Origin of the sequence: Streptomyces sp. NPDC048349 (assembly GCF_040651925.1) — a bacterium.
Lineage (GTDB): Bacteria > Actinomycetota > Actinomycetes > Streptomycetales > Streptomycetaceae > Streptomyces.
Window position 1 is genome coordinate 88,255 of sequence record NZ_JBEZLA010000012.1, and the last position, 13,228, is coordinate 101,482.

Annotated in this window: 8 protein-coding genes; 3 read left to right on the forward strand and 5 right to left on the reverse strand. The window is 74.6% G+C overall.

What is annotated here, in order from left to right:
• Positions 1-121: 121 nt before the first annotated feature.
• The 3 genes from AB0D44_RS09885 (at position 122) to AB0D44_RS09895 (ending at position 2,450) form a co-directional block, all read left to right on the forward strand.
• Positions 122-598: a hypothetical protein gene (locus AB0D44_RS09885; protein ID WP_362587127.1), complete on the forward strand. Its 477-nt coding sequence runs from the start codon at positions 122-124 to the stop codon at positions 596-598.
• A gap of 135 nt (positions 599-733) precedes the next feature.
• Positions 734-1,321, forward strand: coding sequence for a hypothetical protein (locus AB0D44_RS09890; protein WP_362587130.1), 588 nt, complete (start codon positions 734-736; stop codon positions 1,319-1,321).
• Between the two features lie 127 nt (positions 1,322-1,448).
• Positions 1,449-2,450 (forward strand): serine/threonine-protein kinase, encoded by a 1,002-nt coding sequence (locus AB0D44_RS09895; RefSeq protein WP_362587133.1) that lies wholly within the window; start codon positions 1,449-1,451, stop codon positions 2,448-2,450.
• Between the two features lie 19 nt (positions 2,451-2,469).
• Here the strand turns inward: AB0D44_RS09895 and AB0D44_RS09900 are convergent, their stop codons facing one another.
• From AB0D44_RS09900 to AB0D44_RS09920, 5 genes are all read right to left on the reverse strand, one after another.
• Positions 2,470-2,700, reverse strand: a complete 231-nt coding sequence (locus tag AB0D44_RS09900; protein WP_362587136.1) for a LuxR C-terminal-related transcriptional regulator — start codon at positions 2,698-2,700, stop codon at positions 2,470-2,472.
• A gap of 167 nt (positions 2,701-2,867) precedes the next feature.
• A complete protein-coding gene (locus tag AB0D44_RS09905; RefSeq protein ID WP_362587139.1) occupies positions 2,868-5,282 on the reverse strand; it encodes a SpoIIE family protein phosphatase in 2,415 nt (804 codons plus the stop codon).
• A gap of 69 nt (positions 5,283-5,351) precedes the next feature.
• Positions 5,352-6,062: a 4'-phosphopantetheinyl transferase superfamily protein gene (locus AB0D44_RS09910; RefSeq protein ID WP_362587142.1), complete on the reverse strand. Its 711-nt coding sequence runs from the start codon at positions 6,060-6,062 to the stop codon at positions 5,352-5,354.
• 14 nt (positions 6,063-6,076) lie between these two features.
• Positions 6,077-10,810, reverse strand: a complete 4,734-nt coding sequence (locus tag AB0D44_RS09915) for an aminotransferase class I/II-fold pyridoxal phosphate-dependent enzyme (protein WP_362587145.1) — start codon at positions 10,808-10,810, stop codon at positions 6,077-6,079.
• A gap of 78 nt (positions 10,811-10,888) precedes the next feature.
• Positions 10,889-13,102 carry an MMPL family transporter gene (locus AB0D44_RS09920; RefSeq protein WP_362587148.1) on the reverse strand — a complete coding sequence of 738 codons (2,214 nt, stop codon included), beginning with the start codon at positions 13,100-13,102 and terminating at the stop codon, positions 10,889-10,891.
• Between the last annotated feature and the right edge of the window lie 126 nt (positions 13,103-13,228).

The following is a 13,228-nucleotide window of genomic DNA, read 5'->3' on the forward strand; positions in this document are numbered from 1 at the left end:
CCGCCGGGGGGGGGGCCCCTTGTTACCCCCCGCCCCCCCCGCCCCGGGGGGGGGCGCCCCCCGCCCCCCCCCCCCCCTCCCCCCACCCCCACCCTTCTTGATCACACCAACGGAGAACCCCATGTTCACGATTTCCTGGCAGCGTCCGCTCGTCCTGGCCGCGGTCTCCTTCGCTCTGGTCACCGGTTCGGCCTGCGCTGCGCAGGCGTCGGCCCACCACGCCCCGACCGGCTTCGGCTCGGCGTCCGTGTCCGAGCAGCCCGCCCACTGCCTGGGGGGCGGCGAGGGCGGAAAGGGTGGGAAGGGCGGCGAGGGCGGCAAGGGCGGCCGGCCCGGCGAGCCGGGCGAGCCCGGCAAGCCCGGCCGAGTGGGTTGCCTCCTCGGGTTCGACGACCTGCCCGACAAGCCCAAGTCGGAACTGACGGTGGTGGACAAGGTGCGCATCGTGCTGATCCTGCTGGCCGACGACTCGGACGAGACGAAGGAGAAGATCGCCAAGAAGTACGACATCTCGCAGGAGCAGCTCGACACCTGGAAGCGGCAGTACGTCGACGGCGACTGGTTCGCCCTGATGGGAAGTGACCTCACCTCGACCTGAGGCAGTGCCTCGACCCGAGGCCCCGCCTCGACCCCGCCTCCAGCTGAGGCCCCGCCTCCACCTGAGGCACGACGGGCCGGCGGACCATCCGCCGGCCCGTTCCTCGAATCCGATTCATCGGCAAGGGAGAAACCCATGCGCACGCGACGCTCTTGGAAGTTCCGTCTCGGTCTCGTCGTCTCGACGACCCTGCTCGGTGCCGGTGCGATGACACCCGCCGCCATGGCCGCGCCGGCCCCCTCGAGCCAGGCCGTCGCGACCTTCGCCGGCCAGCAGCACAGCCCCGCGTACGGCGCCGGTGACGGTCAGGGGGGCGGCGGCCGGTTCGGCGGGGGCTCGTTCGGCAAGGTCACCATCGGCAACGGCAGCGTCCGCGTCGGGGACCGGGTCTGCGCGGGCAACTGCAACGGATCGGTCAACGGGACCAACGGCGGCAACGGCGGGGTCTGCGCGGGCCTGTGCAACGGCAGCGCCAACGGCGGCGCCGGTGCCAACGGCCAGGCCGGCGGGGGCAGCGGCCGGGGCGGCGGCAACGGCGGGGTCTGCGCCGGGGTGTGCAACGGCAGCGTCAACGGGGGCAACGGCGGCAACGGCGGCACGGCGCCGGCCGGCGGCGACGGCGGCCGCGGCGGCGACGGTGGCGCCGGCGGCATCTGCGTCGGCATCGGGTGCCAGACCAGCGGCCAGGGCGGCCGGGGCGGCAACGGCGGCGACGACTGGTGATGCCCGCCGGCCCGGGGAGCGCCCCTGACCCGTCACCCGTCCTCGCGGCGGGTGACGGGCACGCGTGTGCATCGATCGATAGACTTCTTGGTACGGCTGGTCACGGACGAGCGAGGACGGGGTCGGCATGACGGCACCGAACCTGAGCAGCTACACGGGCCGGCCCTCCGCCCTGATCGGGAAGCAGATCGCGGGCTACCGGGTCGAGCGGATGCTCGGCCGCGGCGGAATGGCCGTCGTCTACTGCGCCAAGGACCTGCGCCTGGACCGTACGGTCGCGCTCAAGCTGATCGCCCCGGAGCGGGCCCGCGACGAGACCTTCCGGCGCCGCTTCACCCACGAATCGCGGGTGGCCGCGTCGATCGACCATCCGCACATCGTGCCCATCTTCGAAGCCGGCGAGACGCACGGCGTCCTGTACATCGCGATGCGGTACGTGTCCGGCCTGGACCTGCGCGCACTGCTGGACCGGGACGGCCCGCTGCCCGTCGCGACCGCCCTGCGCATCGCCGCCCAGGTGGCCTCCGCCCTGGATGCGGCCCACGAGCACGACCTGGTGCACCGGGACGTCAAGCCCGGCAACATCCTGGTCGCCGCGGGGACCGACAGCGAGCACCCCGAGCACGTCTACCTCACGGACTTCGGCCTGACGAAGAAGGCGCTCTCGCTCACCGGGTTCACCACCACGGGCGAGTTCGTCGGCACCCTCGACTACATGGCGCCGGAACAGATCTCCGGCCGCCCGGTGGACGGCAGGTGCGACCTCTACAGCCTCGCCTGCGTCGTCTACGAAACCCTCGCCGGAGGGCCGCCCTTCGAGCGCGACGACGCCGCGGCGCTGCTGTGGGCGCACCAATACGACCAGCCCCCTCTCCTGACGGAGAGGAGGCCGGATGTCGCGCGTGCCGCAGACGAGGTGATGGGAAAGGCCCTGGCCAAGGTCCCCGAGGACCGTTACGGCTCCTGCCTGGAATTCGTGGCGGCCCTGCGCGCCGCCACCGGGAACGGTGCCGCCCACGGCGCTGCTGCGTCCTTCCCGGTCGATCCCCCGCATCCCGGGACCTCACGGAACCCGGTGCCCCCACCGGAGCCTCCGGCCTGGGCCAGAGCGGTCTTCGGAGGTCCTTAGGGCCGGTGGGGGCGGGGGCTCACAGCCCCAGGGAGACGGCCAGCCGGGTCATTTCCGCCGTGGTGTTGATGCCCAGCTTGGCGCGGATGCGGCGGAGGTAGGCGTCGACCGTGTGCTTGGAGAGCCCCATGTTGCGGGCCGTCTGGAGGTAGGTGCAGCCTGCGGCGATGTGCCGGAGGGCTTCCTCCTCACGCGGGGCCAGCGCGGGTGCGGGGGCTTCGGCGTGCGGCGCGATGAGGGTGAGGCTCATGATTTCCTCCGACGGATCGGTTCGGTCATCACTGCTCACGCCCTCGGAAGCAGGGGACTTATTGGCGAATGTCGCTGTTTGTCCCTGATAAAGAGCTTCCTCGCGGTCCTTCATGAGGCTGTCCGCCGACTGTCACAGGCGTGTCACACGACACGCCCGCACCCCCACTACCCGAGCCCTCCGAACCCGACGAGCGACTGCTCGGCCCAGATGGTCTTGCCGATCGGGGCGTGCCGCGTGCCCCAGCGCTGGGCGAGCTGGGCGACCAGCAGCAGGCCGCGCCCGCCCTCGTCGAAGGTCCGGGCGCGCCGCAGGTGCGGCGCGGTGTTGCTGGAGTCGGAGACCTCGCAGATCAGCGTGCTGTTCTCGTGGATCAGCCGGAGCTGGATCGGCGGCTGGCCGTAGCGGATGGCGTTGGTGACCAGTTCGCTGACCACGAGCTCGGTGACGAAGGCGGCCTCGTCCAGCCCCCAGGCCGTCAGCTGGTCGGTGGTGTGGCGACGGGCGCTGGCGACGACGGAGGGATCGGGCGACAGGTCCCACACGACGACCCGGTCGGCGTGCAGGGCCCGGGTCCGCGCCACGAGCAGGGCGACGTCGTCCTCGGGCGGGTGGGTCAGCATTGCCGTCAGCACGCGGTCGCAGACCGTGTCCAGCGTGGAGGCCGGGAGCGACAGGGCCCCGAACATGTCGTCCAGGGCGTCGTCGATGTCGTGGTCGCGGGCCTGCAGCAGACCGTCGGTGTACAGGGCGAGGACGCTGCCCTCGGGGAGGTCCACCTCGATGGTCTCGAAGGGCAGGCCCCCCAGGCCCAGCGGCGGCCCGGCCGGGACGTCGAGGAGGTAGACGGAGCCCTCCGGGGAGACCACGACCGGCGGCGGGTGGCCGGCCCGCGCGACCGTGCAGTGCCGGGTGACCGGGTCGTAGACCACGTACAGGCAGGTGGTGCCGATGCCCCCGGCGGCCTCCCCGGCGGGATCCCGGTCGGCCTCGTCGGCGGCCAGGTGGATGATCAGGTCGTCGAGGTGGGTGAGCAGCTCGTCGGGGGGCAGGTCGACATCCGCCAGCGTCCGTACCGCCGTGCGCAGCCGGCCCATGGTGGCCGCGGCGCGCATGCCGTGGCCGACGACATCGCCGACGACCAGGGCCACCCGGGCGCCGGACAGCGGGATCACGTCGAACCAGTCGCCGCCGACCCCCGCGTCGGTCCCGGCGGGCAGGTAGCGCGAGGCGGTCTCGAGCGCCGGATGGGCGGGCAGCGTCCGCGGGAGCAGGCTGCGCTGCAGCGTCATGGTGCTGGTGTGCTCCCGGGTGTACCGGCGCGCCTTGCGGATGCTGACGGCCGCCCTGGTCGCCAGCTCCTGGGCCAGCCACAGGTCCTCCGGCTGGAAGGGCTCCGCGCGCTGGTGGCGGCCGAAGAGGGCCAGACCGACCGCGGCGCCGGCGGCCCGCAGCGGCACCACCATCATCGAGTGGGTCCCGTACTCCCCGATCCAGGCGGCCCCGGGATCCTCGGCCGCCCAGCGGGCGATGGCCGGGTCGCTCGTCGCGTACACGGCGCCACGGCCCGCGGCCAGACACTCGACGGGCGGGGACAGCGGCGGATACACCGTCGTGTCGCCCACCGTGACCCGGGACTCCGGGCTCCCTTCGAGGACCGACCGCGCTGCGCTGCGCGACACGGTCACCGGCCCCGCCACCGGGCCGGTGGACGGCTCCTCGCCGCGCGGCGGCGGCTCCAGCAGGTCGACCACGGCGAAGTCGGCGAACCGGGGGACGGCGGCGTCGGCGAGTTCCTGCGTGGTGCGGGCGACGTCCATGGTGGTGCCGATGCGGGCGCCGGCGTCGTCGGGCAGGAGCATCAGCTGGCGATCACCCTCGATCCCGGTCCGGTCGTGCGCGGCCAGGCACACCCCGTGCACCCGGCCGTCCGGGTCCCGCAGCGGGGCCAGCGAGGTCGCCCAGCCGTGCTCCGTGCTCGCACCCGTCGGGCGCACGAAAGCCTGCGCGTACTGGGGCTCACCGGTCTCGAGCACCAGGCGCATCCTGCGCTCCGTCTCGTCGCTCACCGGATCCGGCGCGATCTCCGGCAGGCGCAGCCCCCGCATCTCGGCTTCGGTGAGGGACAGGGTGCGCTCCATGCCGGCGTTGGCCCGCACCAGCCGCAGGTCCGCGTCGAACACCGCCAGGAAGCAGGGGGACTGGCTGAACGCCCACTGCTCCAGCGGTTCGCCCCAGGACGTGCGGGGCTCGCCGGGCCCGCCGGGTACGGCGGACACCACGAACCACTTGGCCGACCCGCCGGTGGACGTCCAGCGGTGCGCGAGCAGCCCCAGCTCCAGCCGACGGCCGTCGCGGTGCCGCAGCGCCACCGTGCCGCTCCACCGGTCCTGCCCGGGGGGCATCCGCCACGCCGTGTCCCCGGCGTCGTCCGCGAGCAGGCGGTCGGCGGGCAGCCCCAGCACTTCGGAGGGCACGTAGCCGAGCAGCCGAGCGGCATCCTCGCTCCACTCGGTCACGACGCCCTCCTCGCTGAGGGTGGCCGTGGCCGTGTAGGCCGGCTCATGGGAGGCGTCGGTCATCTCACCCTCGCTAGTTCCTTGCCGCCGTATCGCGGCAACCTGCACGGCCAGGGGCTCCACTGACAAGCATCATCCGGCGGGGCTGGGAGCACCAACGCAGTGCTCCCGCGCCGGTGCGGCACGGTGCGCCAGGACGAGCGCCAGGGCCGCGTCGCCCGCCCGCCACAGCATCGCCCGGCGCGCTCCGCCGAGGAGGGGCGGCCGCAGGCCCAGGATCTCGACGCGGCGCGCAGCGGGCCCGAAGATGCCGCTCCGGTCGGCCTTGACCGCGGCTTCCTTCAGGGCCCAGGCCCCGGCCAGGGCATCGGGCCGGTCCGTGCCGATGAGGGCGAGCTCACGGGCGGACAGGGCATGGTCCGCGACGCGCCGGACCGTGGCGGCCGAGGAGGTCTCGCACAGGTCCACCCCGACCGGTTCCGGAGCGAGGGCCGCGGCGACGTGGCGCACGGTGTGGCTGAGGGAGAGGTGTACGCCGGGCACCGGGCTGCCGCCGACGACGGCGCACGGGCTGCCGTCGTCACGGGGCAGGATCTCCACCTCCTGCGCGGGCGCGGCGACGAGTTCGCCGACCAGGCGCTTGGCGAGCAGGCGGCCGGCCTCCCACTCGGCCCGCCGCCAGGCCGGCAGCGACCGGACCACCCGCTGCTCCGCCGGTGAGAGCAGCGGTGCGCGCAGGAGGTCGGCGCGCCGGGCCACGATGAGGCGGGCTCCGCCCCATCGGTGGACGCGGTCCGGCGCGATCGGCTGGAAGGCGGCAGGTGCGGTGCGTGCGGTGTGCATGGCGCCGGGGCCCGTCAGGCGGCGGCCGGGACCGGGTCCAGGCGCCGCAGCTCGCGCTCCAGCGCGGTGACGGCGTACCGGATCTGGTCGGGCGTGTGGTCACAGGTGAGGAAGAAGCGCAGCCGGGCCATCTCCTCGGGCACGGCCGGGTAGAGGATCGGATTGACGCTGATGCCCTGCCGGAACAGGGCCTGCGCGAGCTGCAGGGTCTTCAGCGAGTCCCCGACGATGCACGGGACGATCGCCGTGTCGCGGCTGTCCCCGATGTCGAGGCCCGCTTCGCGTGCGAGGCGGACGAACAGGGTGGCGTTCTCGGCGAGCCGGGCCACGCGCTCCGGCTCGTCCCGCAGGACGCGCACGGCCGTGAGACAGGCGGCGGCGTCGGCCGGGGTCATGCCGGCGCTGAAGACGAAGCCCGGAACGGTGTAGCGCAGGTACTCGATGACGGAGCGGCTCCCGGCCACGTAGCCGCCGCAGCCGGCGAGGGCCTTGGACAGCGTGCCCGACCACAGTTCCACCGCCGAGCGGTCGATGCCGCAGTGCTCGCCGATGCCGCGGCCCGTCGCGCCGATCGTTCCGATGCTGTGCGCCTCGTCGATCATCAGCAGCGCGCCGTGCCGGCGCTTGACCTCGACGAGGGCGGGCAGGTCGGCGATGTCGCCGTCCATGCTGTACACCCCCTCGATGACGACGAGCACCCGCCGGTACTGGTGGCGGACCTGTGTGAGGAGGGCGTCGAGGGCGGCCGCGTCGTTGTGGGGGAAGGGCCGCCGGGTCGCCCCGGAGAGCTTGCACCCCTGGAGGATGCTGTCGTGCGCCAGGGAGTCGTGGACGACCAGGTCCCCGGGCCCGACGAGGTGGCCGATCACGGTCACGTTGGTGGCGTGCCCGTTGGCCAGGGTGAGCGCGGCCTCGCATCCGAGCAGGCCGGCGAGTTCCTCGTCGAGCTCCAGGTGGAGCGGACGGCTGCCGGACAGCAGCCGGCTGGCGGACACCGACGTCCCGTAGCGGTCGACCGCCTCCTTGGCCGCCTCGTTCACCCGGGGGTGCGTCGCCATGCCCAGGTAGTTGTAGCTGGAGAAGGAGAGGAGCTCGCGGCCGTCGATGCGGGTCGTGTCGGTCATCGCGCCCTCGTGGACGAGGAAGTACGGGTTCGTCAGCCCCGTTTCGCAGAGCGCGGCGAGGCGCTCGGCGTGCGCGGTCACCTCCGGGAAGCATTCGATCCGCGTGTGCTCCTCGGGGAGCGGAGCGGCGGCGGGGGCCGGCTCCGGACCGTGCGGGGCCTCGTCGCCGTGCTCGGCGCGCTGTGCGGGGACGGCTGCCGGGACGGCGTCCGCGGAGCCCGTTGCGATCATCGCGGCGATCTTCCCTGCGGTCGGCCGGTCGGCGGCCCGCTCGTCGAACGTCCACTGCGGCCACTGCCGCGTGAGGGAGGTGAACAGGTCCGTCAGCATCAGCGAGTCGAAACCGAGCTCGTCGATCAGGAGCTGGTCCTCGCGCAGGTGGCCCACCGGGAACGCGCTGATCCGGGACACGTGCGCGAGCACGGCGCCGGTGACCTCGTCGAGGCCGCCGGTCGGCGACGGCTCCCCGCGGGTCGGCGACGGCTCCCCGCCGGCCGGCGCGGGAGCGGCGGGCGGCTCGGCGGGAGGGGCGGGAGCGGGCGGCTCGACGGGGGCCACGGGGGCCACGGGGGCCAGGGAGATCACGGGGGCCGCGGGGGCAGTGGGAGCCGCGGGAGCCACGGGGCCCACGGTGAGGGCCGGGGCAGCGGGGCCCGGGAGCGTCCCGGCGAGGCGGGTCAGCAGCGCCACCTGCTGCCGGGCCAGCTCGAGCAGTTCGTTCACGGGGTGGTTCACGGGCTGGTCCATCGGGGTCTCCTCGGACGGTGCGGGCCGGTGGGGGAGGGGTGCGGCGGAGGTGTCCTTCTGCGGGGGGCGGCGGCCGGAGACCCAGTAGGACTGGGTGTCGAGCTTCGCCACCGGCAGATCCAGCAGCTGCCGGTCCTCCCGGGGAACGAGGGCGCGCGGGTCGACCGGGGCGCCCAGGACCGCGAGCCGGGCCAGGGCCAGGACGAAGTCGCGCCCGTGGTCCGGCGCCGCGCCCGTGGCGGGGACGACGTGCACGTCGCCGTGGCCGGTCAGGCCGCGGCGGACCGAGCTGAGCAGCGAACTGCCGCCGGTCACCTGGACGAAGACCCGGGCCCCCTGGTCGTAGGCGGTGCGTACGGCATCGCTGAACCGGACCGGCGCGGACGCGTGCCGCACCCACAGCTCGCGCAGCTCGTCGGGGTCGGTGCACAGGGCGGCGTTCACCGACGAGACGAACGGCAGGACGGGGACGGCGATCCGGTGGTGGGCGAGGCCCGCGCGCATCGGTTCCTCGGCCCCGGCCAGCAGCGGTGAGTGGAAGGGCTGGGACACGTCGAGCGCCGCGGTGACGATCCCCGCGTCGGCGCAGGCCCGCCGGACGGCGGCCAGCCCGCGGTCCGTGCCGCTGACCACGACCTGGCGCTGCTGGTTGAAGCAGGCGGGCCACACGTCGTCGATGCCGTCGACGATCCGGCGGCAGGTCTCCTCGTCGCTCTGCACGGCGAGCATCCCGCCCCCGGCGCCCGTCCCGGCCTGCCGCAGGGCCTCCCCCCGCCGGACCAGGAGCCGGACGGTGTCCTCGCCGGTGAGCGCTCCGGCCGCCGCGGCCGCCGCGAACTCCCCGACGCTGTGGCCGAGGGCGAGGTCGGGAGCGATGCCGCAGTCGGCGAGCAGGCGAGTGGCGGCGATCTGGACGGTCCCGAGCAGCGGCTGGCACACCTCGGTGGCGGCGAGCCGCTGCCCGAGCTCCTCGGCGCCGCCGTGACCGGGCACCGCCCCGCCGTACAGCAGGCCGACCGGGTCGGGGCCGCCGTCCGCCCGGGCCACGGCGCCGAGGGCGTCGACGGCCGTCCGGAAGCCGGTGAACCTCTCGTAGAGGTCCCGCATCATGCCCGGCCGCTGACTTCCCTGACCGGGGAAGAGGAAGGCGATGCGGCGCTGCTCGGCGGGCAGGGGGGCCTCGGCGGCGAAGGCCCCGTCGCCGAGGTCGCCCCCGGCGCCGTCGCCCAGGTCCCCGCCGGCGCCGTCGGCGAGCTGCCGGCGGGCGCGGCGCAGCCGCTGGGTGAACTCCTCCGTGTCGGCGGCCACGATCGCGAGCCGGGCCGTCAGCGTCCGGCGCGCACCCAGGGTGTGGGCCACCGCCGAGAGCGGCACCCGGGGCGTGCGGTCCAGGGCGTCGAGCACCTCGCCGATGTGCCGGTCCAGCAGCTCGCGGTTGCCGGCCGAGAGCAGGACGAGGTGGGGTCCGGCGGGTTCGGTGCGTACCGCGGGCCGGCGCACGGCCGGGGCGGGCTGCTCCTCCAGCACCACGTGGACGTTGGTGCCGCCGAAGCCGAACGAGCTGACGGCGGCGCGCCGCGGGCCGCCCCCTCTCGGCCAGGGCCGCGCGCTGTCGGCGATGCGCAGGCCCGCGGCGGAGATGTTCAGGTCCGGGTGGGGGGTGGTCTGCGGCTGCGGCACGATCGTGCCGTGGTGGACGACCAGGGACGTCTTGATCAGGCCGGCGATGCCCGCGGCCGAGAGCGAGTGCCCGATGAGGGCCTTGCCCGAGGCGAGGTAGCACAGGGCGGGGTCGTCGTCGGGGTACTCGGTGCGCAGCCGGCGCAGCGCCTCGACCTCGGCGCGGTCCCCGACCGCGGTCCCGGTGCCGTGGGCCTCGATGAACCCCACGGCCGACGGGGCGATCCCCGCGTCGTCGTAGGCCCGGCGCATGGCGCGCAGCTGGCCCTCGGGGGTGGGCACGAGAGGCCCGGGCGACGCGCCGTCGTTGGCCGAGCCGATGCCCTTGATCACCGCGTAGACCCGGTCGCCGTCGGCGAGGGCGTCGGCCAGCGGCCGTATGACGACGACGCCGGCGCCCTCGCCGAGCACGAAGCCGTCGGCCCCTTCGTCGAAGGGGCGGCACACGCCGCTGGCGGACAGGGCGCGGAGCCGGGAGAAGCCGACCAGGCTGTCGGGGGTGAGGTTCAGGTACACCCCGCCGACGACGGCGATCCGGCAGGCGCCCTGCCGCAGCTGGGCCACCGCCTGGTCGAGGGCGACCAGGGAGCCGGAGCAGGCGGCGTCGACGGCGAAGCTGGGGCCGCCGAGGTCGAACTGCCGGCTGACGGTGCCGGACGCCATGTTGAGCAGGCTTCCGGGCAGGGTGAAGCTCTGGATGGTGCCGAGCTGCGCCGCCCGCTCCCTGACGGCGTCGCGGCCGTCCCGGTCGTCCGCGGCGAGGGACTCCTCGGCCAGGGTGATGGCCCGGATCGGGGCCGCCATGAGGTCCTTGTAGTCCGACACCGACAGTCCGAGGAAGACCCCGGTGTTCTCCCGGTCGAAGTCGCCGCGGCCAAGCCCCGCGTCGTCCAGGGCCTCGCGGGCCACGTCGAGCACCAGCCGGTGCTGCGGGTCCATGGCCCGGGCGCGCGCCGGGGGCACCCCGTAGTGCAGGGCGTCGAAGCGGTCCACGTCGTCCAGGAAGGCCACCTGGTCGGTGTACGCGGCGTTGGGGGCCGACCGGTTGCCGGGCTCGTGGAAGGTCTCGTGGTTCCAGCGTTCCCTCGGGACGGCGGAGAACTGCCGTTCGCCGCTCTTGAGGAGCTGCCAGTAGGCGTGCACGTCGGGGGCTCCGGGAAAGCGGCAGCCGAGTCCGGTGATGGCGATGTCAGACATGACGGGTCTTCCTTGTCGGTGGGATGGGTGTGCGGGGGCGGGTACGAGCCGTGCGGGGTGGCGGTTGCGCGCCGGTGGTCAGCGGCGCGCGGGGGCGTGGGCGCAGAGGCCGGTGCGGACCGGGGCGCTGCGCCGCGGCGCCGGGGGGCACCGCCCGGCGCCGGCCGGGGGTGGCCGCGGGGTCGGGGGCGGCTCCTTGCGCCGCAGCAGCCGCGGCGCCCACCAGTTCAGGTCGCCCGCCAGGCGCATGAGCGCCGGTACCAGGACGCCCCGCACGAGCGTGGCGTCGAGGAGGACGCCCAGGCCCGCGCCGATTCCGAAGAACTGCAGGAGGGAGACGCGCGAGGTGCCGAAGCTCAGGAGGGTGAACGCGAGCAGCGCACCGGCGGTCGTGACGATGCCGCCCGTGTGGGCGATGCCCGAGACGATCGAGGCGGCGTTGTCCTGCCCGTCCTCGTGCGCCTCTTTGATGCGCGCGAGGACGAACACCTCGTAGTCCACCGAGAGCCCGAACACGATGCAGAACAGCAGGACCGGCATGGTGGTGCTGAGCGGGCCGGGCGTGAAGCCGAGCAGCTGGTGCAGATGGCCCGACTGGAAGATCCACACCATGGCCCCGAGCACGGCCGCCAGGCTCAGCGCGTTCAGCGCGATGGCCTTCAGCGGCAGCAGCAGGCTGCGCGTGAAGCCGAGCAGCAGCAGGAACGTGGTGACGGTGATCACGGACAGCGCCAGGGGCAGCCGGTCGCGCACCGTGGCCTTCGCGTCGACCAGCACCGCGCTCGGCCCGCCGACCAGGACGTCGGTGCCGGCCGGGGCGGGCGCCCTGCGGATGTCGTGGACGAGCTGCTGGGCAGCGCGCGACTGGGGGTCGACCCGCGGCACCACCGACAGCCGGGCCGGGCCGCTGCCCACCGGCCCCGCCACGGGGGAGACCTGGGCGACCTGCGGGATCGCGGACAGCCGCCGGGCGTACTCCTCGCGCTCCGCGGGTGACGCCGCACCCGTCATGACGACCGTCAGGGCGCTGGAGCCCTTCATGTCGAACGCGCCGCGCACCAGGTCCCCGGTCTGCCGGCTGGATGCGCTCACCGGCAGCGCCCGGTCGTCGGGGGTGGCGAAACCGGCGTGCGCGAACGGCCCGGCGAGCACCGCCAGCAGGCCGATCACCGGCAGCGCCGCGAGCAGCGGGCGCCGTACGACCATCCGTGCCAGCCCCTCCCAGAAGGGCGACCCCGCGCCGTCCCGTACCCGGCGGCGCCACGGCACGGACCAGGCGTTCACCCGCGGTCCCAGCAGCGCCAGCAGGGCCGGCAGCACGGTCATGGCGCTCACCGCGGCGATCGCCACCACGGCGATGCCCGCGTAGGCGAAGGAGCGCAGGAAGTACGGGGGGAAGACCAGCAGCGTCGCGAGGGCGGCGGAGACCGTCGCGGCGCTGAAGCCGATCGTGTGGCCCGCGGTGCGCACGGTCCGGATGGCCGCGTTGCGCGGCCGGAACCCGGCGGCGAGCTCCTCGCGGAACCGCGAGACGATCAGCAGCCCGTAGTCGATGCCCAGCCCCAGGCCGAGCGCCGTGGTGAGGTTCAGCGCGAACACGGAGACGTCGGTGACGGCGCCCAGAACGCTCAGGACCAGCAGCGTCCCGGCGATGGACAGGACCCCGATCAGCAGCGGCAGGGCGGCGGCCACCACGCTGCCGAACACCAGGACGAGCAGGATCAGGGTTCCCGGCAGGACGACGGACTCGGCCCGCTTCAGGTCGGACTCCGCGATGTCCTGGAGTTCGGCGTCGACCAGCGCCGTACCGCCGACCCGCACCGTGAGGCCCTGCGGGGCACCGTCCGGGGTGGTCAGTTCGTCGCGCAGCCGCTCGGCCCGTGCCCCGAGCTCTTCCCCCTCGCCGTCCAGGTGGGCGACCAGCATGGCCGCCCCGCCGTCCCGGCTGCGCAGCTCCGCGGCGCCGCCGGTCCAGTACGAGGTCACGGCGCTCACGTGCGGCTGCGCGGCGAGGCGCCCGGTCAGGGCCTCGCCCTCGCGCCGGGCGGCCGGGTCGTCGACGTGTCCGCCGCGGGCCTGGGCGACGAGGACCAGGTTGGGGGACGCCCCCAGGTGCTCGGCCGCCATGTGGGCGGCGCGGCTGGACTCGGACCGCGGGTCGTCGTACCCCTGCGACTTGAGCCGGCCGGTCGCCTCCGCCCCGAACACGACGGACAGGACGAGGAACGCGAGCGCGGCCAGCAGGACGAGCAGGGGGCGCCGGGTCACGAGGACGCCTGCACGACGGTCCATCGAGGGCTCCGTTCCGGGAGTCGTGCCGATCCCGCTCGGGCGCGGGACGATCGGCTTCCACCGTGCCCCGGGGAGGGCCGGGCCCCGTAGCCCCGGCTATTCGTTGCTTGACAAGAGGTTGTCCAC

Coding starts and splice junctions, on each gene's coding strand:
- AB0D44_RS09915 (WP_362587145.1), bottom strand. CDS start 10,810: ATGTCTGACATCGCCATCACCGGACTCGGCTGCCGCTTTCCCGGAGCC.
- AB0D44_RS09890 (WP_362587130.1), top strand. CDS start 734: ATGCGCACGCGACGCTCTTGGAAGTTCCGTCTCGGTCTCGTCGTCTCG.
- AB0D44_RS09905 (WP_362587139.1), bottom strand. CDS start 5,282: ATGACCGACGCCTCCCATGAGCCGGCCTACACGGCCACGGCCACCCTC.
- AB0D44_RS09920 (WP_362587148.1), bottom strand. CDS start 13,102: ATGGACCGTCGTGCAGGCGTCCTCGTGACCCGGCGCCCCCTGCTCGTC.
- AB0D44_RS09910 (WP_362587142.1), bottom strand. CDS start 6,062: ATGCACACCGCACGCACCGCACCTGCCGCCTTCCAGCCGATCGCGCCG.
- AB0D44_RS09895 (WP_362587133.1), top strand. CDS start 1,449: ATGACGGCACCGAACCTGAGCAGCTACACGGGCCGGCCCTCCGCCCTG.
- AB0D44_RS09900 (WP_362587136.1), bottom strand. CDS start 2,700: ATGAGCCTCACCCTCATCGCGCCGCACGCCGAAGCCCCCGCACCCGCG.
- AB0D44_RS09885 (WP_362587127.1), top strand. CDS start 122: ATGTTCACGATTTCCTGGCAGCGTCCGCTCGTCCTGGCCGCGGTCTCC.